Annotated in this window: 23 protein-coding genes; 13 read left to right on the top strand and 10 right to left on the bottom strand. The window is 63.5% G+C overall.

Translation table 11 applies throughout. From position 1 onward, the window contains the following. Positions 1-58 precede the first annotated feature (58 nt). Complete coding sequence (locus HU767_RS13355) at positions 59-859, bottom strand: sulfite exporter TauE/SafE family protein (protein ID WP_186729724.1); 801 nt, start codon at positions 857-859, stop codon at positions 59-61. Positions 860-1,085: 226 nt separating this feature from the next. On the opposite strand from HU767_RS13355, the gene HU767_RS13350 reads away from it, so the two are divergent. Beyond that, positions 1,086-1,949: an MBL fold metallo-hydrolase gene (locus tag HU767_RS13350; protein WP_186729723.1), complete on the top strand. Its 864-nt coding sequence runs from the start codon at positions 1,086-1,088 to the stop codon at positions 1,947-1,949. Between the two features lie 252 nt (positions 1,950-2,201). Here the strand turns inward: HU767_RS13350 and bkdR are convergent, their stop codons facing one another. Then, complete coding sequence (gene bkdR, locus HU767_RS13345) at positions 2,202-2,690, bottom strand: Bkd operon transcriptional regulator BkdR (RefSeq protein ID WP_003202929.1); 489 nt, start codon at positions 2,688-2,690, stop codon at positions 2,202-2,204. 194 nt (positions 2,691-2,884) lie between these two features. Here bkdR and HU767_RS13340 point away from each other — a divergent pair, with 194 nt between their 5' ends. From HU767_RS13340 to HU767_RS13320, 5 genes are all read left to right on the top strand, one after another. Then, entirely contained in the window at positions 2,885-4,120 is a 1,236-nt protein-coding gene (locus HU767_RS13340) for a 3-methyl-2-oxobutanoate dehydrogenase (2-methylpropanoyl-transferring) subunit alpha (protein ID WP_030141238.1), read from the top strand. Position 4,121: 1 nt separating this feature from the next. After that, positions 4,122-5,180 (top strand): alpha-ketoacid dehydrogenase subunit beta, encoded by a 1,059-nt coding sequence (locus HU767_RS13335; protein ID WP_030141237.1) that lies wholly within the window; start codon positions 4,122-4,124, stop codon positions 5,178-5,180. Continuing rightward, positions 5,181-6,449, top strand: coding sequence for a dihydrolipoamide acetyltransferase family protein (locus HU767_RS13330; RefSeq protein ID WP_186729722.1), 1,269 nt, complete (start codon positions 5,181-5,183; stop codon positions 6,447-6,449). 3 nt (positions 6,450-6,452) lie between these two features. Next, on the top strand, positions 6,453-7,835 hold the full coding sequence (lpdA, locus tag HU767_RS13325; RefSeq protein WP_186729721.1) for a dihydrolipoyl dehydrogenase: 1,383 nt from the start codon (positions 6,453-6,455) through the stop codon (positions 7,833-7,835). A 281-nt stretch (positions 7,836-8,116) separates the two neighbouring features. Further along, positions 8,117-9,136, top strand: coding sequence for a branched-chain amino acid aminotransferase (locus HU767_RS13320; RefSeq protein ID WP_186706271.1), 1,020 nt, complete (start codon positions 8,117-8,119; stop codon positions 9,134-9,136). 105 nt (positions 9,137-9,241) lie between these two features. Here the strand turns inward: HU767_RS13320 and HU767_RS13315 are convergent, their stop codons facing one another. Continuing rightward, positions 9,242-10,171, bottom strand: coding sequence for a DMT family transporter (locus HU767_RS13315; protein ID WP_186729720.1), 930 nt, complete (start codon positions 10,169-10,171; stop codon positions 9,242-9,244). A 113-nt stretch (positions 10,172-10,284) separates the two neighbouring features. On the opposite strand from HU767_RS13315, the gene HU767_RS13310 reads away from it, so the two are divergent. Further along, complete coding sequence (locus HU767_RS13310) at positions 10,285-11,079, top strand: helix-turn-helix transcriptional regulator (protein WP_186706150.1); 795 nt, start codon at positions 10,285-10,287, stop codon at positions 11,077-11,079. A 345-nt stretch (positions 11,080-11,424) separates the two neighbouring features. Here the strand turns inward: HU767_RS13310 and HU767_RS13305 are convergent, their stop codons facing one another. Then, positions 11,425-12,180 (bottom strand): metalloregulator ArsR/SmtB family transcription factor, encoded by a 756-nt coding sequence (locus tag HU767_RS13305; RefSeq protein WP_186729719.1) that lies wholly within the window; start codon positions 12,178-12,180, stop codon positions 11,425-11,427. A gap of 82 nt (positions 12,181-12,262) precedes the next feature. On the opposite strand from HU767_RS13305, the gene HU767_RS13300 reads away from it, so the two are divergent. Continuing rightward, positions 12,263-13,384: a cytochrome P450 gene (locus HU767_RS13300; RefSeq protein WP_186729718.1), complete on the top strand. Its 1,122-nt coding sequence runs from the start codon at positions 12,263-12,265 to the stop codon at positions 13,382-13,384. Between the two features lie 15 nt (positions 13,385-13,399). Here HU767_RS13300 and HU767_RS13295 read toward each other — a convergent pair whose 3' ends face one another. Next, a complete protein-coding gene (locus HU767_RS13295) occupies positions 13,400-13,741 on the bottom strand; it encodes an FKBP-type peptidyl-prolyl cis-trans isomerase (RefSeq protein ID WP_092254046.1) in 342 nt (113 codons plus the stop codon). A 144-nt stretch (positions 13,742-13,885) separates the two neighbouring features. Between HU767_RS13295 and HU767_RS13290 the strand changes: the two genes are divergently transcribed. Continuing rightward, positions 13,886-14,947 (top strand): M4 family metallopeptidase, encoded by a 1,062-nt coding sequence (locus HU767_RS13290; protein WP_186706147.1) that lies wholly within the window; start codon positions 13,886-13,888, stop codon positions 14,945-14,947. Beyond that, on the top strand, positions 14,947-15,270 hold the full coding sequence (locus HU767_RS13285; RefSeq protein ID WP_053122893.1) for a protealysin inhibitor emfourin: 324 nt from the start codon (positions 14,947-14,949) through the stop codon (positions 15,268-15,270). The genes HU767_RS13290 and HU767_RS13285 overlap by 1 nt, the downstream gene beginning before the upstream one ends. Here the strand turns inward: HU767_RS13285 and HU767_RS13280 are convergent. After that, positions 15,267-15,575: an RcnB family protein gene (locus tag HU767_RS13280; RefSeq protein ID WP_186706146.1), complete on the bottom strand. Its 309-nt coding sequence runs from the start codon at positions 15,573-15,575 to the stop codon at positions 15,267-15,269. The two genes, HU767_RS13285 and HU767_RS13280, sit on opposite strands and share 4 nt — an antisense overlap. A gap of 296 nt (positions 15,576-15,871) precedes the next feature. On the opposite strand from HU767_RS13280, the gene HU767_RS13275 reads away from it, so the two are divergent. Continuing rightward, complete coding sequence (locus HU767_RS13275; protein ID WP_186729717.1) at positions 15,872-16,972, top strand: DNA alkylation repair protein; 1,101 nt, start codon at positions 15,872-15,874, stop codon at positions 16,970-16,972. A gap of 7 nt (positions 16,973-16,979) precedes the next feature. On the opposite strand, the gene HU767_RS13270 is transcribed toward HU767_RS13275, so the two are convergent. Continuing rightward, positions 16,980-19,058 carry an EAL domain-containing protein gene (locus HU767_RS13270; RefSeq protein ID WP_186729716.1) on the bottom strand — a complete coding sequence of 693 codons (2,079 nt, stop codon included), beginning with the start codon at positions 19,056-19,058 and terminating at the stop codon, positions 16,980-16,982. 445 nt (positions 19,059-19,503) lie between these two features. On the opposite strand from HU767_RS13270, the gene HU767_RS29075 reads away from it, so the two are divergent. Together HU767_RS29075 and HU767_RS13260 are read left to right on the top strand one after the other, a co-directional pair. Continuing rightward, on the top strand, positions 19,504-19,638 hold the full coding sequence (locus tag HU767_RS29075; RefSeq protein WP_272972273.1) for a hypothetical protein: 135 nt from the start codon (positions 19,504-19,506) through the stop codon (positions 19,636-19,638). 38 nt (positions 19,639-19,676) lie between these two features. Continuing rightward, entirely contained in the window at positions 19,677-20,318 is a 642-nt protein-coding gene (locus HU767_RS13260) for a DUF1345 domain-containing protein (RefSeq protein WP_186706143.1), read from the top strand. A gap of 87 nt (positions 20,319-20,405) precedes the next feature. Here HU767_RS13260 and HU767_RS13255 read toward each other — a convergent pair whose 3' ends face one another. The 3 genes from HU767_RS13255 to HU767_RS13245 all read right to left on the bottom strand — a co-directional run bounded on the left by HU767_RS13255 (position 20,406) and on the right by HU767_RS13245 (position 23,806). Then, positions 20,406-21,707, bottom strand: a complete 1,302-nt coding sequence (locus HU767_RS13255) for an ATP-binding protein (protein WP_186729715.1) — start codon at positions 21,705-21,707, stop codon at positions 20,406-20,408. Between the two features lie 4 nt (positions 21,708-21,711). Continuing rightward, complete coding sequence (locus HU767_RS13250; RefSeq protein ID WP_122566285.1) at positions 21,712-22,413, bottom strand: response regulator transcription factor; 702 nt, start codon at positions 22,411-22,413, stop codon at positions 21,712-21,714. Between the two features lie 208 nt (positions 22,414-22,621). Beyond that, complete coding sequence (locus HU767_RS13245) at positions 22,622-23,806, bottom strand: aminotransferase class I/II-fold pyridoxal phosphate-dependent enzyme (protein WP_186729714.1); 1,185 nt, start codon at positions 23,804-23,806, stop codon at positions 22,622-22,624. Positions 23,807-23,985 lie beyond the last annotated feature (179 nt).

Below are 23,985 nucleotides of genomic sequence, written 5' to 3'. Positions count from 1 at the left end.
TCCAGCGGGAGCAAGCTCCCTCGCCACAAAGGCAATGTGCAATCCTGATTCGTCGTTGCTAAGCCCGCACCAACATGAACACCGCCACCCCCAGGCACACCCCGGCAAACCCCACCTGCAACGCCCGGGCCGGGACCTGGGTCGACAATCGCCGCCCGAGCACCATCCCAGCAATACTCGCCGCAATGAACACCGCACCGACCCGGTCGATGCTCACGCCGGCATGAAACGCGCCCACCACTCCAATCAGCGAAATCAGGCTGATGACCATCAAGGACGTCGCGACGATCCCGCGCATCTGCACGTCAGTCAGTTGCTTGAACGCCGGCACGATCAGGAAGCCGCCGCCCACGCCCAGTAGCCCCGAGACCATGCCTGTCACTGCCCCCAATGCCGACAGCGTAGCTGTGCAGCGGGCGGTCCAGGCCAGGCGCCCGGTCTGGCGGTCGAGCATGCAATTCTTCTGGCCCCAACTGGCGGCACCGTGATCGCTGGGCCCCGCTTGCGGCGTTTCCCGGCGCAACATGCGCGCCGCCACCAGCACCATCAACAGGCTGAACAGGATCATCAGGATTTTTTCCGAAAGCTGGTGGGCAAGGTAGATGCCCAGCGGCGAGAACACCGCACCCAGCAGCGCAATCAGCAATGCCGCCCGATAGCGCACCAGCCCATGACGCAGCCCATCGATGGCCCCCACCGCCGCGGCGCTGCCCACCGCGAACAACGCCACCGGCGCGGCCTGGGTCATGCTCCAGCCCAGGCCCAACACCAATGCTGGCACCGCCAGGATGCCGCCGCCCGCGCCCGTCAGGCCAAGGACCAGGCCCATGACCACACCAAAAAAACTTGCCAGTAACATTCCGGTTCTCTCAAGCCGAGCACACCTGTTGGCAGGTGCGATCGCATTTGCAGGACGCCTTGGTCCTCACTAAGCTGCGGACCATAAGTTGTAAACCTCAAGGTTTGCAACACATGCCATTTATCCAAGATAGAGAGGTGGCGAGGGAGCTTGCTCCCGCTGGGCCGGTCCGACGCCTCGGGCGTAGCAGCCCCCTCATGAGTTCTTCCCGCATAGGTTCGCTGTCATGCCCGCGCAGATCCAAAGTTTTCTCGACCCCGCCTCCAAGACCTTTACTTACGTCGTGTACGAACACGACGGCGGGTACTGCGCGGTGGTCGATCCGGTGCTCGACTACGACCCGGCTTCAGGCCGTAGCGGCACCGTGCAGGCCAATCGGGTAATCGCGTTTGTGCGTGAACATCGGTTGACGGTGCAATGGCTGCTGGAAACCCATGCCCACGCCGATCACCTGTCCGCCGCGCCTTATCTGCGTCGGGAACTGGGCGGCAAGATTGCCATTGGCGAGTCCATCGGCCAGGTGCAGAACGTGTTCAAGGCCCTGTTCAACCTGGAGCCGCAATTCGCCGTCGACGGTTCGCAATTCGACCACCTGTTCGCGGCCGACGAGTCCTTCCTGATCGGCAACCTCAAGGCCACCGCGCTGCACGTGCCCGGCCACACCCCGGCGGACATGGCCTACCTGATCGATGGCGACGTGATATTGGTGGGCGACACGCTGTTCATGCCCGACGTGGGCACCGCCCGTTGCGACTTTCCCGGTGGCAACGCCCGTCAGCTTTACGCCTCGATCCGCAAGCTGCTGGCCTTCCCCGCGGGCGTGCGGCTGTATGTGTGTCATGACTATCCACCGGAGGAGCGGGAGCCCCAGTGCGTGAGTACCGTGGGTGAACAGCGCCAGCACAATATTCATGTCCGCGATGGGATCGATGAAGCCGCGTTCGTGGCCATGCGTACCCAGCGCGACAAGACCCTGGGCATGCCAACCCTGCTGCTGCCAGCGATCCAGGTGAATGTGCGCGCCGGACACCTGCCACCGGCCGAGGGCAATGGCGTGACTTATCTGAAGATTCCGATCAACCAGCTCTAAGGTCGCCACCTATCCAATGTGGGAGCGAGCCTGCTCGCGATAGCGGTGGGTCTGCTTACATCAGAGCTGAATATGCCGACGCCTTCGCGAGCAGGCTCGCTCCCACAGGGTTCAGCGGTGATCGCAGAACTCGACCAACAGTACAATCCGGTGTGGGAGCGAGCCTGCTCGCGATGGCGGTGGGTCAGGCAACAATGAGCCGTCAGCAAACCACAACTGTAGGAGCTGCCTAAGGCTGCGATCCTTTGATGTTCAGGTGCCCAAGGTCAACCCATTGGCCGGCAACGGTAGCGCGGTCTTGTAGCGCACCTGCTTGAGGGCAAAGCTGGAGCGGATGTTCGCCACGCCCGGGACCTTGGTCAAAAAGTCCATCATGAACCGCTCCAACGACTGGATCGTCGGCACCAGCACGCGAATCAGGTAATCCGGGTCGCCGGCCATCAGGTAACACTCCATCACCTCCGGCCGGTCGGAAATCGCCTCCTCGAAGTGCTGCAGCGCCTCTTCCACCTGCTTCTCCAGGCTCACATGGATGAACACGTTGACGTGCAACCCCAACAAGTCGGCATCCAGCAGCGTGACCTGCTCGCGAATCACCCCCAGCTCTTCCATGGCCCGGACGCGGTTGAAGCACGGCGTGGGTGACAGGTTGACCGAACGGGCGAGATCGGCGTTGGTGATGCGGGCGTTTTCCTGAAGGCTGTTCAGAATGCCGATGTCGGTGCGATCCAATTTACGCATGAGACAAATAGTCCTGTTTTTTATCGTTGTGCAGATTTTTTATCTGCAAATGATCTGAACAGCAAGCGAACAGAGAAAAATATTCTTCTTCGTCGAGCCTATGATTGTTGTAGGACAATTTCCCACCTACCCAGGGAAATTCGTCAGCTAGCGCGCCCACTACAAGAAATTCACAAGATCGAGCGTAGAAAGCCATGAACCCAGCGTATGAACCGCTACGCCTGCACGTTCCCGAACCCTCGGGCCGTCCCGGCTGCAAGACCGACTTTTCCTACCTGCATCTGTCCGATGCCGGCACGGTGCGCAAACCACCCATCGACGTCGAACCCGCCGACACCGCCGACCTGGCCCGCAGCCTGATCCGCGTGCTCGATGACCAGGGCAATGCCCTGGGCGATTGGGCTGCGGATATCCCCGTCGAGATCCTGCGCAAGGGCATGCGTGCCATGCTCAAGACGCGCATCTACGACAACCGCATGGTGGTCGCCCAGCGCCAGAAAAAGATGTCGTTCTACATGCAGAGCCTTGGCGAAGAAGCCATCGGCAGCGCCCAGGCCCTGGCGTTGAACATCGACGACATGTGCTTCCCCACCTACCGCCAGCAAAGCATCCTGATGGCCCGCGAAGTGCCGCTGGTGGACCTGATCTGCCAACTGCTGTCCAACGAGCGCGATCCGCTCAAGGGCCGGCAGTTGCCGATCATGTACTCAGTCAAGGACGCCGGTTTCTTCACCATTTCCGGCAACCTCGCCACGCAATTCATCCAGGGCGTGGGTTGGGGCATGGCCTCGGCGATCAAGGGCGACACCAAGATCGCCTCGGCCTGGATCGGTGATGGCGCCACCGCCGAATCGGACTTCCACACCGCCCTTACCTTCGCCCACGTCTACCGCGCGCCGGTGATCCTCAACGTAGTCAACAACCAGTGGGCGATTTCCACCTTCCAGGCCATTGCCGGCGGTGAAGCCACCACCTTCGCCGGACGCGGCGTCGGTTGCGGCATCGCCTCCCTGCGTGTCGATGGCAACGATTTCATGGCGGTCTACGCCGCCTCGCGCTGGGCCGCCGAACGCGCCCGCCGCAACCTCGGCCCGGCGCTGATCGAATGGGTCACCTACCGCGCCGGCCCGCACTCCACCTCGGACGATCCCTCCAAGTACCGCCCCGCCGACGATTGGAGCCACTTCCCCCTGGGCGATCCGATTGCCCGCCTCAAGCAGCACATGGTGAAGATCGGCCAGTGGTCCGAAGAGGAACATGCCGCCGTCACCGCCGAACTCGAAGCCGAGGTGATCGCCGCGCAGAAGGAAGCCGAGCAGTACGGCACCCTCGCCGGCGGGCAGATTCCAAGCGCCGCGACCATGTTCGAAGACGTCTACAAAGAGATGCCGGAGCACTTGAAGCGCCAGCGTCAGCAGTTGGGGATCTGACATGAACGATCACAACAACAATATTGCGTTGGACACCGCCATGACCACTACCACCATGACCATGATCCAGGCCCTGCGCTCGGCCATGGACGTGATGCTCGAGCGCGACGACAACGTCGTGGTGTTCGGCCAGGACGTCGGTTACTTCGGCGGCGTGTTCCGCTGCACCGAAGGCCTGCAGAACAAGTACGGCACCTCGCGGGTATTCGACGCACCGATTTCCGAAAGCGGCATCGTCGGCGTGGCAGTGGGCATGGGCGCCTATGGGCTGCGACCGGTGGCCGAAATCCAGTTCGCCGACTACGTCTACCCGGCGTCGGACCAGATCATTTCCGAAGCGGCGCGCCTGCGCTATCGCTCGGCCGGCGAGTTCACCGCGCCGATGACCCTGCGCATGCCCTGCGGCGGTGGTATCTATGGCGGCCAGACCCACAGCCAGAGCATCGAGGCGATGTTCACCCAGGTCTGCGGCCTGCGCACCGTGATGCCGTCCAACCCCTACGACGCCAAGGGCCTGCTGATCGCTTCCATCGAAAACGATGACCCGGTGATCTTCCTCGAACCCAAGCGCCTGTATAACGGCCCGTTCGACGGCCACCACGACCGCCCGGTGACGCCGTGGTCCAAGCATCCGCAGGCACAAGTGCCGGACGGTTACTACACCGTGCCGCTGGACGTCGCCGCCATCACCCGTCCGGGCAAGGACGTGACCATCCTCACCTACGGCACCACGGTCTACGTTTCCCAGGTCGCCGCCGAGGAGACCGGCATCGACGCCGAAGTCATCGACCTGCGCAGCCTCTGGCCGCTGGACCTGGAGACCATCGTCAAGTCGGTGAAGAAAACCGGCCGCTGCGTGGTGGTCCACGAAGCCACCCGCACCTGCGGTTTCGGCGCCGAGCTGGTGTCGTTGGTGCAAGAACATTGCTTCCACCACCTGGAAGCGCCCATCGAGCGTGTCACCGGTTGGGACACCCCCTACCCGCACGCGCAGGAGTGGGCGTATTTCCCAGGGCCGTCCCGTGTGGGCGCGGCGTTGAAACGGGTCATGGAGGTCTGAATGGGCACGCACGTTATCAAGATGCCGGACATCGGCGAAGGCATCGCGGAAGTTGAACTGTCGGTGTGGCACGTCAAGGTCGGCGACATGGTGGTCGAAGACCAGGTGCTGGCCGATGTCATGACCGACAAGGCGATGGTCGACATCCCGTCGCCGGTGCATGGCCGGGTCATCGCCCTGGGTGGCGAGCCCGGTGAAGTGATGGCGGTGGGCAGCGAACTGATCCGCATTGAAGTCGAAGGTGCGGGTAACTTGAAAGAATCGGCGCAACCGGCTCCAGCAGCGGCGGCTGTACAGGCGCCAACGCCAGCGCCAGTGGCCACGCCTGAACCGGTGGTGGAAAAAGCCGCCGCGCCACGCTGCGCCCCGCAAGCGCCTGTGGCCCGCGACCCGGAAGAGCGCCCATTGGCCTCGCCGGCCGTGCGCAAACACGCGCTGGACCTGGGCATCCAGTTGCGCCTGGTCCAGGGCAGCGGCCCTGCCGGGCGAATTCTGCATGAAGACTTGGAAGCCTATCTGGCCCAGGGTTCGTCGACCCAGGCCAAGGGCCGCTCGGGTTATGCCGAGCGCCATGACGAGCAGCAGATCCCGGTGATCGGCATGCGCCGCAAGATCGCCCAGCGCATGCAGGAAGCGACCCAGCGCGCCGCGCACTTCAGCTACGTCGAGGAAATCGACGTCACCGCATTGGAAGAGCTGCGGGTTCACCTGAATGAAAAACACGGCGCCAGTCGCGGCAAGCTGACCTTGCTGCCGTTCCTGGTCCGCGCCCTGGTCGTGGCCCTGCGGGACTTCCCGCAAATGAACGCGCGCTACGACGACGAGGCCCAGGTCATCCATCGCTCCGGTGCGGTGCATGTCGGTGTTGCCACCCAGAGCGACGTCGGCCTGATGGTGCCGGTGGTGCGTCACGCCGAGGCTCGCAGCCTGTGGGACAGCGCGGCGGAAATTTCCCGCTTGGCCACGGCGGCCCGCACGGGCAAGGCCAGTCGCGATGAACTCTCCGGCTCGACCATCACCCTGACCAGCCTTGGCGCGTTGGGCGGCATCGTCAGCACGCCGGTGTTGAACCTGCCGGAAGTGGCGATTGTCGGCGTGAACAAGATCGTCGAGCGGCCCATGGTGATCAAGGGCCAGATCGTGATTCGCAAGATGATGAACCTCTCCAGTTCCTTCGATCACCGGGTGGTCGACGGCATGGACGCGGCGCAATTCATCCAGGCCCTGCGTGGCTTGCTCGAACAACCTGCCACTTTATTTGTGGAGTAAGCCATGCAAACTCTGAACACCAAGCTGCTGATCATCGGCGGCGGCCCGGGCGGTTACGTAGCGGCAATCCGCGCCGGCCAACTGGGCATTGAAACGATCCTGGTGGAAGGCCAGGCGCTGGGCGGTACCTGCCTGAATATCGGCTGCATCCCGTCCAAGGCGTTGATCCATGTGGCCGAGCAGTTCCACCAGACCCGGCATCACAGCCAGGGCTCAGCCTTGGGCATCACGGTTTCGGCGCCATCGCTGGACATCGGCAAGAGCGTGGAATGGAAGGACGGTATCGTCGATCGCCTGACCACCGGCGTCGCCGCGTTGCTGAAGAAGCACAAGGTCCAGGTCATTCACGGCTGGGCCAAGGTCATCGATGGCAAGACTGTCGAGGTCGGTGATACCCGCATCCAGTGCGAACATCTGCTGCTGGCCACCGGCTCGAAAAGCGTCAACCTGCCGATGCTGCCCGTGGGCGGGCCGATCATTTCCTCCACCGAAGCCCTCGCCCCCACCTCGGTGCCCAAGCACCTGGTGGTGGTCGGCGGTGGCTACATCGGCCTGGAGCTGGGCATTGCTTATCGCAAGCTCGGCGCCGAGGTCAGCGTGGTCGAGGCCCAGGAGCGCATCCTCCCGGCCTACGACGGCGAGCTGACGCAACCGGTGCACGAGGCGCTCAAGCAATTGGGCGTGAAGTTGTACCTCAAGCACAGCGTTGAAGGTTTCGACGCCCAGGCCAGCACCTTGCAAGTGCGTGATCCCAATGGCGACACGTTGAACCTGGACACCGACCGGGTGCTGGTGGCGGTTGGGCGCAAACCCAACACCCAGGGCTGGAACCTCGAAGCACTGAACCTGGCGATGAACGGTGCGGCGGTGAAGATCGACAGCCGTTGCCAGACCAGCATGCGCAATGTCTGGGCCATCGGCGACTTGAGCGGCGAACCGATGCTCGCCCACCGGGCCATGGCCCAGGGCGAGATGGTCGCCGAGCTGATCGCCGGCCAGCACCGGGAGTTCAACCCGACGGCCATCGCGGCGGTGTGCTTCACCGACCCGGAACTGGTCGTGGTGGGCAAGACGCCGGACGAGGCCAAGGCTGCCGGTCTGGATTGCATCGTGTCGAGCTTCCCGTTCGCCGCCAACGGCCGGGCCATGACCCTGGAATCGAAAAGCGGTTTCGTCCGCGTCGTGGCGCGCCGGGACAATCACTTGATCGTCGGCTGGCAAGCGGTTGGCGTGGGCGTGTCGGAGCTGTCCACCGCATTCGGCCAATCCTTGGAAATGGGTGCGCGCCTGGAGGACATCGCCGGCACCATCCATGCCCATCCAACCCTGGGCGAGGCCGTGCAGGAAGCGGCGTTGCGGGCGTTGGGGCATGCGTTGCATCTGTAGGCTTGCGCTGCACCCGTGGCGAGGGAGCTTGCTCCCGCTGGGCTGCGAAGCGGCCCTAATCCAAGCGACGGGATTATCCAGTCACACCGCGTTCACCGGGATACGACTGCTTCGCAGCCGAGCGGGAGCAAGCTCCCTCGCCACGGGGAGTCGGCAGCAAATATCTCCTGCTCCTCATCGCGCAGGCTGCGAAACACCCCCGGAATGAAGTATTGTTGTCCCCATTCAAAACGTCAGAAGCCTTGAACCGTTTCGACGGTTGTCAGGAAATAGAGGGTGTCATGGGTAACGAGAGCATCAATTGGGACAAACTGGGCTTTGACTACATCAAGACCGACAAGCGCTACCTGTCGCACTGGCGCGATGGCGCCTGGGACACAGGCACCCTGACCGAAGACAACGTGCTGCACATCAGCGAGGGCTCCACTGCCCTGCACTACGGTCAGCAGTGCTTCGAAGGCCTGAAGGCCTATCGTTGCAAGGACGGTTCGATCAACCTGTTCCGCCCGGACCAGAACGCCGCCCGCATGCAACGCAGCTGCGCCCGCCTGCTGATGCCGCACGTAGACACCGAGCAGTTCGTCGAAGCCTGCAAGCAAGTGGTCCGCGCCAACGAGCGCTTCATCCCGCCGTATGGCACCGGCGGCGCGCTGTACCTGCGCCCGTTCGTGATCGGCGTGGGTGACAACATCGGCGTGCGCACCGCACCCGAGTTCATCTTCTCGATCTTCTGCATCCCGGTCGGCGCCTACTTCAAGGGCGGCCTGACCCCGCACAACTTCCTGATCTCCAGCTTCGACCGTGCCGCCCCGCAAGGCACCGGTGCGGCCAAGGTCGGTGGCAACTACGCCGCCAGCCTGATGCCCGGTTCCCAGGCCAAGAAGGCCAGTTTCGCCGACTGCATCTACCTGGATCCGCTGACCCACTCGAAAATCGAGGAAGTCGGCTCGGCCAACTTCTTCGGCATCACCCACGACAACAAATTCATCACCCCCAATTCCCCTTCGGTCCTGCCGGGCATCACCCGCCTGTCACTGATCGAACTGGCCAAATCGCGCCTGGGCCTGGAAGTGATCGAAGGCGACGTGTTCATCGACAAACTGGCGGACTTCAAGGAAGCCGGCGCCTGCGGTACCGCTGCGGTGATCACGCCAATTGGCGGCATCAGCTACAAGGACAAGCTGCACGTGTTCCACAGCGAAACCGAAGTCGGCCCGATCACCCAGAAGCTCTACAAAGAGCTGACCGGCGTGCAGACCGGCGACGTGGAAGCGCCGGCGGGTTGGATCGTCAAGGTTTGAGCCAAAGCTTTTGTGGCCACACCTGACTGAGTGGTGAGGTCAGTAACAAAAAGCCCACGCCTGTTCTTGCAGGGGTGGGCTTTTTTTACACTTCACTTCGCTCAGTTACTCGCGCCGTAAAACCGGCCATCGCCCCCAACGCTGGCGAAACCATCCGTAACCACTGACCAGCAAGATCCCGCCGAGCACCATCACCGCGCCAACGATAAAGTTCGGCTCCAGCGGCTCATCCAGCAACCAGACGCCAAATCCGACGCCGTACAGCGGCGTCATGAACGACAGCACCCCCAGTTGCGAAGCCAGGTAACGGCGTAGCAGGGAGAACCAGACCAGGAAACTGGCGAAGGACACCAGCAACACCTGGAACGCCATACTGGCGATGAGTTGCGGCGTGGGATTGATCGTCGTTTGTCCCAGCACCGCCGACATTCCGATCAACAGCACCCCGGCGCCCACCAATTGATACAGCAGCGTCTGGCTGGCCGGTACGTCGGTCAACCGCGAACAACGAACCGTCACCGTGGTTGCGCCCCACAGCGCACCCGCCAGCAAGCCCATGCCATCGCCAAGCAATGAGCTACCGTTCGCTGCACCCGAGCCGCCACTGAAGGCCACCACGACCCCGCCGAATGCAACGGCGATGCCCAACCATTGCGCCGGTTTGAGACGCTCGCTCGGCAGTTTCCAGTGCAAGCCGAGGGCGGCGAACATCGGTGCGGTGTAGAGGAAAATCACCATGTGCGAAGCCGTCGTATGGCGCAGGCCTTCGCCCACCAATACGAACTCCAAGGCAAACAACAACCCCACCAGCAGGCCGGGGCGCCAACTGCCATCGGTCAGGGACAGACGCTCACCGCGGGCCAGCACCAACAGCCAGACCAGTACCGCGGCGATGGCCGAGCGCACGCCCAGTTGCAGCATCGGCGCCATGTCGACGGCACCGGCCTTGATCGCGACTTGCTGGAAACCCCAAATGGCACAGAGGCCGGTCATCAGGGCGCAGACCTGGCCATCCAGGGCACGGCGGGTGGTCATGGGAAAGGTCCTTTGGGCAGAAATAACAGATGAAAGGATTGTCTGCCTGACACCTTTGCTGGATATAGTGATTACCCGACAAGCCATCCCGGTAATCCGCCATTGCGGTCGATATGCAGCCTCCAGCCCAACACCTGAAGATTCCTCCGTTCGACGCGGCCCTGCCCTCGCCGATTTTCTTCCGCAGCGCCTGCATGCCGGCCCACGCCACTTACCCGCGGCACCGGCATGCCTGGGGTGAGTTCGTCTATTCCTACAGTGGGGTGATGGAAATCGAGATCGCCCAGCACCATTACCTGGCGCCACCGCAGTACGGCATCTGGCTGCCGCCGGACATGGAACACGTGGGCTTCAATCGGCATGAGGCCTGCCATTGTTCGCTGTACCTGGCGGCTGAACTGTGCGCTGCGCTGCCGGCGGTACCCTGCGCGCTGACCTTGAGCCCGCTGATCCGCGCGTTGCTGGAAGAGCTGCGCAGCGACCCACCGAGCCAACCGCAGACGCCCGAGCAGCAGCGCTTGTTGCAGGTGCTGGTGGACAAGCTGACGCAAGCGCCCCATGTCGGCAGTTACTTGCCTTTCTCCGATGACCCACTGCTGGGGCCCGTATTGCGGGCCCTGGAGGCGAACCCCAGCGACCCGCGTTCCTTGCCGCAACTGGCCCGCGCCGCCAACACCACCGAGCGCACACTGATGCGCCGGGCCCAACGGGACCTGGGCATGTCCTTGGTGGAATGGCGCCAGCGCCTGAAAGTCATCGAGGCCCTGGCCCTGCTCGAACGCGGCCAGAGCGTGGAAACCATCGGCCTGGACCTGGGCTACAGCAGCGCCTCGGCATTCATCAGCATGTTCCGCAAAATGATGGGCACCACGCCGGATGAATATCGGCGCAGGCACATGGCTGGATGACGAGGGTGGTGCTGGAATGGCTATCGCGAGCAGGCTCGCTCCCACAGGGATCTTGGGTGGTCAGGGGTCTTGTGTTCAGCGCAGATCCACTGTGGGAGCGAGCCTGCTCGCGAAAGCGGTGGATCAGCTTGCATGGAGGGTGGATGTGAAGGCCCCTTCGCGAGCAGGCTCGCTCCCACAGGGATCTTGGGTGGTCAGGGGTCTTGTGTTCAGCGCGGGTCCACTGTGGGAGCGAGCCTGCTCGCGAAAGCGGTGGATCAGCTTGCATGGAGGTTGGATGTGAAGGCCCCTTCGCGAGCAGGCTCGCTCCCACAGGGGATTTGGGGGTGGCCATGAGTCTTGTGTTCAGCGCAGGTCCACTGTGGGAGCGGGCTTGCTCGCGATAGCGCCAGTGGGTTTGACGTCGATTTCGGCATTGATCCCAAACCGCGACACCATCTCCCTGCGACCACTGGCCGTCACTCCCAGCGCCCGGCTGTCCAAATCCTGGATCACCCATTTGCGCTTGATCGCCACTTGCAGCAACGCCGCGCCCAAGGCTCCCCCCAGATGCGGGCGGCGCATGCTCCAGTCCAGGCAGGGGCAGGCAAATCGGCGGCGTTGCGTGGCCAGGCGCTGGACATCGATACCCAATCCGTCGAACAGCGCCTCGCCGGATTCACTCAGTCGATAACCCTCGCCCTCCACCTCCACCAACCACCCCATCTCGAGCATGCGATCGTGCAGGCGCACCGCCAAGGTGCCGGCCATGTGGTCGTAGCAGGTGCGGGCAAATTGCAGGCGATCCGGCGTGCGCGGCGTGAAGGTCGGCGCGGCGCTCTGGCCGATCACCATCAGCGCCTCCAGTGCCTGGGCCACGCGCGGGTCCGCCAGACTGTAATAACGATGCCGCCCCTGGACATGCAGGCGCACCAGGGTCATCTGCTTGAGTTTCGCCAGATGGGCGCTGGCGGTTGAAGCGCTGACCTCGGCGATGCTCGCCAACTCGGTACTGGTGCGGGCATGGCCGTCCATCAGCGCACAGAGCATTCGGGTGCGGGCCGGCTCGGCGATGGCCGCGGCCACGTGGGACACACCCAGATCATGCTGTTCTGCGTTCATATTTCGCTCCCTGACGAATCAAGCCATGCATCGACTGGAGATAGTAGCAACACTTTCTTCCTCACGAACAAGGCAGCGCTTCATGGACCCGATCACCGCCGCGACGCATCCCGACCCTTACCCTTTCTACGCCACCCTGCGCGCCGCCGGCGGTCTGGCCTTCGACCCCGGGCTGAACCTGTGGATCGCCAGCAGCGCCGAGGCAGTGTGTGCAGTCTTGCATCATCCCGATTGCCACGTGCGCCCGGCCCACGAGCCCGTGCCCAAGGCCATCGCCGCGGGGCCGGCCGGCCGCGTGTTCGGCCACCTGATGCGCATGAACGAAGGTGAACGCCAGCGGTGCCCGAGGGCAGTGATTGCGCCGGGGTTGCAGGACATCACCCCCCGACAGGTCGAAGCACGGGTCAGGGCCCGCTTGCTCCGGGACGGCGCCGAAGGCCTGCATCAGGCCCAGTTCATCGGGCCGGTCAGCGTGGTCGCGGCGTTGCTGGGTTTCAACCCGACGGACAGTCACCTGATCAGCGAATTGACAGGGAGCTTCGTCGCCTGCCTGTCGCCCCTGAGCCAGGCGCCGCAACTGGACGCGGCGCACCGGGCCAGCGAGCAACTGGCCAGGTTGTTCGAGGAACGGATCGAGGCGCAGGACAACCCTTTGTTGACGCACATTGATCAAGGCTTCGAAAACACGGCGCCGGACAGCAAGATCGCCAACCTGATCGGCCTGCTCTCGCAAACCTACGAAGCCACGGCTGGCCTGATCGGCAACGCGCTGCTGGCGCTGATCGGCGACCCGGCGTTGCGCCAGGCACTGCGGGACGATCCGGCACAACTCGGCCCGTTGCTGGCCGAAGTCCAGCGTTTCGACCCGCCCGTGCAGAACACCCGCCGCTTCGTCGTCGCCCCTTGCGAAATCCTCGGCAGCGCCTTGAACCCCGGCGAAACGATCCTGGTGCTGCTGGCCTCGGCCAACCGCGACCCGCAGCTCAACCCACGACCGGACACGCTGTTGCTCGACCGACCGAACCGCCGCAGTTTCAGCTTCGGCAGCGGCCGTCATGAATGTCCGGGCCAAACCCTGGCCATGGGCATCGCCCACGCCACCCTGGCGGTACTTCTGGAAAGCGAACCCGGATTGGAGCAGTTGACCTGGCGCTACCGTCCCTCGGTCAACGGACGCATCCCAGTGTTCAGCGAGCGATCCTGACCCGCTCCACGCCCCTCAATCGTCCCGGGTCAGGACTTCCAGCAACTCGATTTCGAAAATGAGGTTGGCGTTGGGCTTGATATGGGCGCCCATGGACCGCTCACCGTAGGCCAGGTGCGCCGGCACCAGCAGCTTGCGCTTGCCGCCGACTTGCATGCCCATCAGGCCCAGGTCCCAGCCCTTGATGACGCGGCCGGTGCCGATCACGCATTGGAAGGGCTTACCGCGACTGTAGGACGAATCGAATTCGGTGCCGTCTTCAAGGGTGCCGCGGTATTGGGTGGTGATCAGCGCACCTTTGACTACGCTTTTGCCGTCGCCCTGTTGCAGGTCGATGATTTGCAGTTCTTCATTCATGGCGTATCCCTCGTGTGATCCAGGCGCGGGGTTTTCGCAGAAATCAGGGCCCATGGCAAACGTTGTCTGCCATGGCCAGGGAACCGCAACGGCCTCTTCGGTTCACATGGGTATCGACCCTGCATTTCAGATAAGGATTTTCTGATGATCGACTCTCGCCCGCTCCACGGTTTCATTCCGCCGTACATCCTCAATCGCATCATTGCCCATGGCTCCGAGCAGCAACGCTCCAGCGCCCTCGGCACCTTGACCCACGTGCGCAACCTGCGGCACAACCCTGGACCGCCCAGCCACCCGCCCGTCGCGGCCGCGCTGCCCAAGCCCGGCAAGGCCGGACACCCGCAACGCAGCGTGCACGACGCCCAGAACCGCATGGAACTGCCCGGCCAGCCGGTACGCCTGGAAGGCCAGCCGGCCAGTGGCGACCCGGCCGTGGACGAAGCCTACGATGCCCTCGGCGCCACCTATGATTTTTTCTGGAAGGTCCTGGGGCGCGACTCCATCGACAACAAAGGCTTCGCCCTGGTGGGCAGCGTGCATTATGGCCAGGGCTATGAAAACGCCTTCTGGAACGGCGCGCAGATGGTATTCGGCGACGGCGATGGCGAAATCTTCCAGCGCTTCACCCGCTCCCTCGACGTGGTGGCCCACGAACTGGCCCATGGCGTCACCGAAAGCGAAGCCGGGTTGATCTACGCCAACCAGTCCGGTGCGCTGAACGAGTCCATCTCCGACGTGTTCGGTGTGCTGGTCAAGCAGTTCGTGCTCGAACAGACCGCCGACCAGGCCGACTGGCTGATCGGCGCCGACCTGCTCACCGACAAGATCAACGGCGACGGCCTGCGCAGCATGTCCAACCCCGGCACCGCCTACGACGACCCGTTGCTGGGCAAGGACCCACAACCGGCGCACATGCGCGAGTTCGTGATCACCCGTGAAGACAACGGTGGCGTGCACATCAACTCGGGCATTCCCAACCGGGCCTTTTATCTGGCGGCGACCACGCTGGGCGGATTTGCCTGGGAAAAGGCCGGCCGGATCTGGTATGAAACCTTGTGCGACCGAAGACTGGCCAATGACGCGTCCTTCAGCGCCTTCGCCCGCCTGACTGTCGAGCACGCCCGCCAGCGCTTCGGCACGCGGGAAGTGCAAGCGGTGCAGAACGGCTGGGCCCAGGTCGGCGTCGACCTGACACAGGAGAACTGATGAAAACCCTTCCAGACCTCGACGACAAGGCCGTGGTACGGCTGTCGCGCCAGGGCGGCGTGGCCGCCATCCATGCGCTGACCCGGCCACGGGAAATCGAGTTCGCCCAGTGCGACCTCGACCAGCGCACCCGCATCTGCTCGGTCCTGGAGGGCTGCCTGCCACTGACCTCCTCCACGCCCGGGCGCGGGGACCAGCGGTTTTTCCAGATCGAGGTGCGTTATCGCGCCAACGATCAGGACGACGAGATGGTGCTGCAGGTGCCCGAGGACCGGGCACCTGGCGAGTTGGTGCATTTGTGGGACAAAGGCGAAGTGCTTTAACGGGTGGCCGGAACGATCTTGACGATGGCACCGGACACGGTTTCGATCAGCAAGTACTTGTCGTCGATCTGCACCCATTGCTGGTCGTTTGTCGGCTGCTCGAGTTCCTTCTGCTTCCAGTCTTTCACGGCCCTGTCCGCACGCTGGTAGTCCGCCGGTACCCGGTCGTTCTCCACCAACCTGCGGCCATTGCTCGGCGAATGCTCCAGGGCGTCACCGGTTTTCTCGACCGCTTGCGCGACAGGCCCAAAGGCGGTGAGGCCGGCGATCAGGAACAGGCTGGCGATCAGGGTGGGTTGGCGCATAGAAAAACTCCAAATTATTCAAAAGACTAGAATCTGGGACTGCGCGGGCGGCGAATCATTCCGTTTACTGTAGTGCCTGGAATCTCGGAACCCTCCATATCCCCGTGGCGAGGGAGCTTGCTCCCGCTGGGTTGCGCAGCGACCCCAATCCAGGCAACGCGTTCATCCAGTGAGACCGCATTCACCGGGTTTGCGACTGCTGCGCAGCCGAGCGGGAGCAAGCTCCCTCGCCACAGGTGGTACCTGGCATGGCATAGTGACGGGCCTTGGCCCAACACCCGCCGGACGGACCCACCATGAGCACCACCACCTCTTCCCCTGCCCTCAAGGAAATCTTCAACAACGCCCGCCTGGAGCACATCGCCGGCGAAATGCGCGGGGTGTACCCTGCCTTCGACGCCAAGGCGTTCTTGCACATGGCCAACGATGGGCTGGCCGATTTGTCGGTGATGCAGCGCATGGCCCGGGTCAGTGAGTGCCTGCACGCGGTGCTGCCCCTCGATTACGAGGCGTCGCTGGAGGTGCTGCGCGCCCTGGCCCCGCGCCTGAACAGCATGTTCGTCAGCATGTTCCTGCCGCACTATGTGGCGTCCTACGGCCGGCAGCACTTCGACGTGTCGTTGGACGCGCTCAAGTATTTCACCCGGTTCGGTTCGTCGGAGTTCGCCGTGCGCCACTTTCTGCGCGATGACCTGGAACGCACCCTCAAAGTCATGCACGACTGGGCGCTGGACGCCAACGAGCACGTGCGCCGCCTCGCCAGCGAAGGCAGCCGGCCCCGCCTGCCGTGGTCGTTTCACCTGGAGCCGATCCAGGCCAACCCCGACCTTGCCGCCGCGATCCTCGACACGCTCAAGGCCGACGACAGCCTTTATGTGCGCAAATCCGTGGCCAACCACCTCAACGATGTCACCAAGCAGCATCCCGACTGGGTGCTGGACCAGATCGAAGGCTGGCCACTGCACGACCGTCACACGGCGTGGATCGCCCGGCATGCGCTGCGTAGCTTGATCAAGCAAGGCAACCCCAGGGCACTGGGGGTGATCGGCGCCGGCGGCAAGGCGCAGGTCCAGGTGTTGGATTTGCAGGTGACGCCAGCGGTGATTCGCCTGGGGGAACAGGTCACGCTGTCCTTCACCGTGCAATCAACCCTCGAACAGAGCCAGCGCCTGGTGATCGACTACGCCATCGACTACGTGAAGGCCTCGGGCGGCACCTCGGCGAAGGTCTTCAAGCTCAAGACCTTCGACCTGCCCGCCCAAGGTCGCGTCAACCTCAGCCGTTCCCAATACATTCGCGAGCTGACCACCCGCAAACACTACGCGGGCCGGCATGCCGTTCACCTGCTGGTCAACGGCGAGCGACTGGGTAGCACGGCGTTCGATATCGTTCCCTGAGGGCGTCTCAGACCACCGCCAGGCGTTTGGCCTGGCGAATCTCCTGCAGGAAACGCTCGGCCGGCAGCGGATGGCCCAACAGGTAACCTTGCAGCGAATCGCAGCCCAGCTGGGTCAGGAAGTCTTGCTGCACATCGGTCTCCACGCCTTCGGCGACGATCCGCAGGCCCAGCGCCTGGCCGAGGGCGACGATGGCCGAGACGATGGCCGCGTCATCGCTGTCGTGCTCCAGGTCACGCACGAAGCCGCGGTCGATCTTCAGCTCGTTGGCCGGCAGGCGCTTGAGGTACATCAGGCTCGAATAGCCGGTGCCAAAGTCGTCGATGGACAGATCCACGCCCATGTCAGACAGCTGTTGCAGCACCGTCATGCTTGCGTCCGCATCGCTCATGGCGGTGGTTTCGGTGATTTCCAGGGTCAGGCTGTTGGCCGCCAGCTTATGCGTTTCCAACGCCTTGGCCACGCTCTGGACCAAACCGGTGTGGCAGAACTGCAAGGCCGAGAGGTTCACCGCGATGCGCCAGTCGGTATAACCGAGCACGTACCATTCGCGCATCTGCCGACAGGCCTCGTTCAAGACCCATTCGCCGATGGGGATGATCAAGCCGGTCTTTTCCGCCAGGTCGATGAACGTGTCGGGCATCAACAGGCCCTGGGTCGGGTGGGTCCAGCGCAACAAAGCCTCGGCCCCGACCGGACGGCCATTGGCCGCATCGAACTTGGGCTGGTAATGCAGGCTGAACTGCCGCTGTTCGACAGCCGTGCGCAGATCTTGCAGCAACTGCAATTGCTTGCGGGCGTTGCTGTTCATCGAGGCGTCGAAAAAGCTGTAGCCGTTCTTGCCGGCGCCCTTGGCGTGATACATCGCCGCGTCGGCGTTCATCAACAGCTCTTCGGCGCTCTGGCCATTGCCAGGGTAAACGGCGATGCCGACGCTGGCGGAGATCTGCAAGTCATGGTCAGCCACCCGGAACGTGCGCCCGATCAAGCCGACCTGACGGGCTGCCAGGCGCAGGGCATCGTCGGGCTCGGCCAGTTGCACCAATAGCACGAACTCGTCACCGCCGATCCGCGCCAGGGTGTCCTGGCTGCGCAGGTCTTCGCGCAGGCGCAGGGCCACGTCCCGCAGCAACAGATCGCCCATGTGGTGACCAAAGGCGTCGTTGACTGGCTTGAAACCGTCGAGGTCGATGAACATCAAGGCGAAGCAACCGCCCTGCTCTTGCACCCGATGCATGGCCTGGTCGATCCGATCGGCCAGCAGCACACGGTTGGGCAGTCCGGTGAGGGGGTCGTGCAGGGCCAACTGGGTCAGTTCCCGGTTGGCCTGGGTCAGGGACTGGGCCAGCTCGGCGGTGCGGGCTTCCAGGCGCGCATCGAGAATCGAGGTCAGCAGGGCAATGGCCAGTACCGCCAGGGTGGTGATCAATACCAGATTGTCCAGGCCCTTGCCGCTCAAGCCATCCAGCGAGCCGCAAAAGCTGCCCTCGCTGAAGCGCGCCCCTGCCATGCCGGTGTAGTGCATGCCAACGATGGCGATGCCCATGATCACCGCGGCGCCCGCCCGGGCCAGACGCACATGGGGGGTGTTCTGGCGCAGGCGAAAGGCAATCCACAGCGCCGCGGCAGACGCGCCGACGGCAATCACCAACGAAGCGGCGAACAGCGTCGGGTCGTAATCAATGCCCGGCTGCATCCGCAGCGCGGCCATGCCGGTGTAATGCATGGCGCTGATTCCGGCGCCCATGATCAGCGCACCGAAAGCCAACTGCCACGCCGGCAATCGCGGCTGGCTGACCAGCCACAAGGCAAACCCGCTGGAAAGAATCGCGGTCAGCAACGACAGCGCGGTGATCGGTAGGTCGTAGCCAAGCTCGATCGGCAAGGTGAACGCCAGCATGCCGATGAAATGCATGGACCAGATGCCCACTCCCATCGCCAGCGCGCCCCCGGTCATCCACAAATGCGCGGCGCGCCCCTTGGCGGTCGCGATCCGCCCGGCCAAATCCAGCGCGGTGTAGGAAGCCAGCACGGCAACAAACAAGGAAATCGAAACAAGGGCGGGGGAATAACTGCCGATGAGCATGGTTTTTTCTCGTAACAGGAGAACCGGACGGCTTCCATGCCCGGTGGGGCCGGCGATTGTACTGAATCGTGGCTGGGACGCACGAACCAAATGTCAAAAAGCCATCAAACCTGGAATATTTTCGACGAAAGACACTACCGGCAGCAGGGTGAATATTTTTTTGGGGAGCCATCGCGATCTGCTCACCGCAGATGGCCTGTGGGAGCGGGCTTGCTCGCGAAGGCGGTGGATCAGCTTGCATAGATGTGGGATGTGCCGGCCTCTTCGCGAGCAAGCCCGCTCCCACAAGGTTAACCGGCTAGCCATCGGCCATGCGTCCACCGCAAATCCATTGTGGGAGCGAGCCTGCTCGCGATGGCGGTGGGCCAGCTTGCAGGGATGTTGGATGTGCTGGCCTCTTCGCGAGCAGGCTCGCTCCCACAGGTTAACCGGCTAGCTATCAGGCATGCGTTCATCGCAAATCCATTGTGGAGCGAGCATCGATCAGGATGGCTCGTTGGCGGCGGCGATCCGGCGGATGCAGGAAGCGGGTGTGCAATTGATCGAGTCGAGCGCGATAGACGGCCGGCCGGTTGCCTGATGGCTCATACTAGGTTCTTTTCCGGACAGTGAGCCTCCATGCCCCTCCTCGCCCGCACCCACCCGCGTCTTTCCAGCGCCACGGTCCTTGGCCTGGCGGTGGGAATCCTGGTTCCCGTGGACTCGATCATCAGCAAGGTCCTGATCGGCTGGAATGCCGGGGTCTGGACCTACCTGGTGCTGATGTTCTGGCTGACCGTGCGGGCCAAGGCGCCCGATGTGAAGCGCATCGCCGAAATCGAAGATGAAAATGCCGGGCTGGTGCTGCTGATGGTCTGCGTCGCGGCATTGGCCAGCCTGGCAACCATCACCTTCGAGCTGGCAGGCAGCCGCGACCTGCAAGCCGTCGGCAAGCTGTTGCATTACGGCTTCACGGCGATGACGGTGATCGGTTCATGGTTGCTGATCGGGGTGATTTTCAGCGTTCACTACGCGCGGTTGTATTACACCTGGGAAGGCAAGGAGCCGGCGCTGCGGTTTGCCGAAGGGCTGACCACGCCCAACTATTGGGACTTCCTCTACTTCTCTTTCACCATCGGCGTGGCGGTGCAGACCTCGGATGTGGGGGTTGCCACGCGGCAATTGCGCAAGATCGTGCTGGCGCAATCGTTGATCGGGTTTGTGTTCAACACGGCGATCCTGGGGTTTTCGATCAATATTGCGGCGGGGTTGTTTGGGTGAGGCGCATTTGGGGCCGCTTGGCGGCCCAGCGGGAGCAAGCTCCCTCGCCACAGGGTCAGCGTCGGGCAATAGACAGTGCGGGGAAGCTCAGGACGGTGTCGGCAACCACAACTTGAAACGCGCCCCGCCCAGTGGCGAAGCCTCGACAGTCAACGTGCCGCCCTGGGCTTCCAGGGCCCGGCGGCTGATGGCCAGGCCGAGGCCAAAACCGCCCGTGGCGCGGTCGCGGCTGCGGTCCAGGCGATAGAACGGTTCGAACACGCGCTCGCGCTCGCTGTCGGGAATGCCGATGCCGTCGTCGTCGACCCAGATCTCACAGCCTTGGTCACCGACCAGCACACCGACCTGGATGCGCTTTTCGCAATATCGCATGGCATTGCGCAGCAGGTTCTGCAACGCTCGGGCGGTCAGGCGCGGGTCCAGCACGAAACGCTCCAACGCCCCGTGCAACAGCACGTCAATGACCACGTCCGGCGCCGCCAAGTCCTCGTCGACGCTGCCCAGGATGCTGTCGATGAATTCGTCCAGCGCCACGTCGACCCGTTCGGGCAGGCGCTGCGGGTTTTGCAAACGGCTGTAGGAGAGCAGTTCCAGCACCAACTCATCGAGTTCGCGAATGTGCGCCACCAACCCTTGCAGGCGCTCGCGGCTGGGCGCCGGCAGGTCATCGGACAGCGCCAGGGCCAGGCCGAAATCGAGCCGCGTCAGGGGCGTGCGCAATTCGTGGGACACGGCGTTGAGCAAGTCCCTCTGTTGGTTGAGCAGATTCTCGATGTCCCCCGCCATCGTGTCGAACACATGGGCCAGGCTGCCAATGTTCGAGCTGGAAGCGATGTGCGTACGCTCATCCAAATGACCTTTACCAAAACGTTCGGCGGTGCGCCTGAGGCGTTCCAGGTCACGCCAGTGCGGCCGCAGCCAGAGCAACAGGCAGGCCAGCATCGTCGCGCCGATCAACACGTTGATGCTCCAGTACAACCAACTGACATCGGCCGGGTCCGGCGGCACGACCATCTTCACCGCCGTGCGCTCGTCCAGCGGTGCCGCCGCCAGGGTTCGCCAGGCCCAGTCGCCGAGGCGTACCACGTTCTCGCCGCGCTTGAGACGCGCCTGCTCATCGGCGCTGAAGCCCTCGTCATCGACCGCGGCCAGTTCGATGCGCAGCGGCTCGAACTCCTTGTCCATCTGCGCCGCCAGCGCCGGCCACTGCTCGCTGGGCACGGCGCGGAACTGCTTGACCATCAGGGTTTGCAGGCCCCGGGAATAATCGAGGTTGTAGGTCAGGAAACGCTCCTGGAACAGGCGGATCACCAGCTCCGGCATCAGGTAGATCGCCGCGCTGTAGGAGACGATGGTGACCAGGTACAGACGAATCAGCAGCTTCCACATCGGCTCAGCATTCCCACTCGGAACGACTGAACAGATAACCCTTGCCCCACACGGTCTTGATCTTGCGGGCTTCGTCGGCGTTGTCATCGAACTTGCGCCGCAGCTTGGAAATCGCCACATCCACCGAACGGTCGGTGCCGTTGAATTCGATGCCCCGCAGGCGTTGCAGGATCTGGTCACGGCTCAGCACTTCGCCGGAATGCCGGGCCAGCACCACCAGCAGGTTGTATTCACCACTGGACAACTCCACCGGCTGCCCGCGCCAGGTCACGGTGCGCTCGGAGAGGTCGATGCACAGGTTGCCCATGAGGATCCGGTCGTTGGCCGTCTGCGGCTCGGTGAGGCTGCTGCGGCGCAACAAGGTGCGCACCCGCGCCAGCAACACCCGGGGCTCGCAAGGCTTGGTGACGTAGTCGTCGGCGCCCATTTCCAGGCCCAGTACCTGGTCGTGGCTGTCGTCCCGGGCGGTGAGCATCAGGATCGGCAAAGTCGCCGAGTCGGCCCGCAGCAGGCGGCAGACCTGCAAGCCGTCCAGCCCCGGCAGCATCAAGTCGAGGATCACCAGGTCCGGCGGGTCAACCCGCGCCCGCTCACGCACATGATCGCCACGGCTGAGCACGCTGACCTGATAGCCGTTGCGTTCCAGGTAACTGGCGATCAGTTCGGAGAGTGCGGTGTCGTCTTCGACCAGGAGGATGTTGGGCATGGGTGTTTCCAGAAAAAGTACTGTGGCGCCCAATAGACCGCCTTCGCGAGCAAGCCCGCTCCCACAGGGTTCGCGTGACCACTGTGGGAGCGGGCTTGCTCGCGAAGGCGTCACTACAGTCACCAAGGAATCAAGCTGCCAAGGATATACGCCCCCGCTCATCCACGAGCAAAACCCTTACACAATTTCACACAGCCTCTACAAAACTTTACCGCTGGGCCCGTAGCAGATCCGCCGCACACGAAGCAATCCGCTGGCACGCATCCGCCAGTTTCAGTTGATCGACCACCAGCCCGATGCGGATATGCCCCGCCGCACTGGGCCCAAACGCCTCGCCGGCCAATACCGACACGCCGTGATCGTCCAACAAGCGCTCGGCAAACGCCTGAGCATCGAGGCCAGTCTGGCGAATGTCGACCATCACAAACATGCCGCCATCGGGCCGCACCGGCTTGAGCCCCGGGCAATCGTCGAGCATGGCGCAAACCAGGTCGCGGCGCTGGCGATATTCTTCATGCATCTGCGCGACTTCCGGCAATTCTTGCTCGAGGGCAACCTGGGCTGCCCGCTGCACGAAGTCCGGCAGGCCGAACAGCATGCACAACGACAGGTTCGCCAGATGCTCAGTGAGGGCTTTGGGGCCAACCACCCAGCCGATCCGCCAACCGGTCATGGCGTGGGATTTGGACAGGCTGTTGATCGTCGCGGTGCGCTCGGCCATGCCCGGCAGGCTGGCCGGACTGATGTGTTCGCCGTCGTAGAGCAGGTCGCTGTAGACCTCGTCACTGATCAGCCACAGGTCATGTTCAATGCACAACCGCGCCAATGCTTGCCAAGTGGACATCGGCAGGCTGGCGCCGGATGGGTTGTTCGGGCTGTTGAGCAGCATCGCCCGGGTACGCGGGGTGACAAGACGGGCGACGTCCGCCGGCTCGACCCGAAAACCGTTCTCCGGGCGGACCGCCACCGGCAGCGCTTTCGCGCCGCAGGCACCGAACACCGCTTCGTAGGTGACATACATCGGCTCGGCGACGATGACTTCGTCGCCGGGGTTGAGCAGGCATTGCGCGACCGCATACACCGCACACTGCGCGCCCGGCAGCACGACGACCTGTTCGGCCCCCACCGGCTGGCCGCAGCGCAAGCGATGACGCCGGGCAATGCTGGCCCGCAAGGTGTGCAGGCCGCGGATGTCCGAATAGTGGGTCTCACCGGCCCGCAGGCTGCCCACGGCGGCCTCGACAATGGCGCGCGGGGTGTCGAAGTCCGGATCGCCTACTGACAGCAACAACACATCCATGCCCTGTTCGCGCATGGCCAGCGCCCGATCGTGAATCTGCCAGGCGGCGGCACCGTCGCCGGTGATGCGTTGGGTCAAAGCTGAGAAGCGCATGTATCTCTCCTGATTGCGCGATATCCAGCCTCAACCCTATCTCAAATCACACACCACGCCACCCTCGCAGCGCTTTTGTGGCGAGGGAGCTTGCTCCCGCTGGGGCGCGAAGCGGCCCTGAAACCATTCACTTCAATGCATCTGGTCGGCACTTCCATTTGGGGCCGCTTCGCAGCCCA

This window comes from Pseudomonas sp. SWRI179, assembly GCF_014268705.1.
Lineage (GTDB): Bacteria > Pseudomonadota > Gammaproteobacteria > Pseudomonadales > Pseudomonadaceae > Aquipseudomonas > Aquipseudomonas zanjanensis.
Note: the sequence above shows the minus strand (reverse complement) of the source record. Positions and strands in the feature narration are given on the sequence as shown.